This window comes from Vibrio sp. YT-19(2023) (genome assembly GCF_033337395.1).
Genome location: NZ_JAWOQN010000551.1, coordinates 1 through 675, shown reverse-complemented (window position 1 = coordinate 675; position 675 = coordinate 1). Strand labels below are relative to the sequence as shown.

The 675-nt window shown below is 47.7% G+C and carries 1 pseudogene; it reads right to left on the bottom strand.

What is annotated here, in order from left to right:
- Positions 1–675, bottom strand: a pseudogene (locus R7E78_RS27065) (penicillin-binding protein 2); the annotation flags it as partial.

Below are 675 nucleotides of genomic sequence, written 5' to 3'. Positions count from 1 at the left end.
GTTGACTTCCACTTCTTGGTAGCCAGCAGTGCCGTGCAGCAGATCTTCGTAGTATTTTTCGATGCCCAACTTACCGATGTCACGAGTCGCTTGGTAGTTGGCGTCTTTTTCTTCTCGAATCAAACGCTGCATGTCGCGGTCATTGATACGAGAAACATAGCCGATTACGTGCGTTAACACTTCCCCGTAAGGGTAGTAACGTTTGAGTGTGGCACTAATTTCAACACCAGGAAAACGGTATTGGTTGACGGAAAAGACCGCGACCTGCTTTTCGTTCAGCTGGGTTAGCAATGGGACGGATTTGAATCGACGGGTACGCTTACGCTCACGATGGAAGCGTTCGATCTGTTCTGGTGTGATTTCCAGAATGGTTTGCAATTCTTGGATAGTAGCGTCGATGTCTTTGATTTTTTCTGGAGTCAGCTCCAAGTTAAAGACAGGACGGTTTTCGGCTAACAGGACACCATTTCGGTCGTAGATAAGACCGCGGTTTGGCTGAATAGGAACCACTTTGATGCGGTTGTCATTTGAACGGGTTTGATGATCTTGAAACTGGTTCACCTGAATGTTGTACATATTGGCGACCAGCAAGCCCATCAAAACAACGATGCCGAAAAAAGCAACGATAGCGCGGCTGGCGAACAGGTGCGCTTGGGCTGGATAATTTCGGATTTG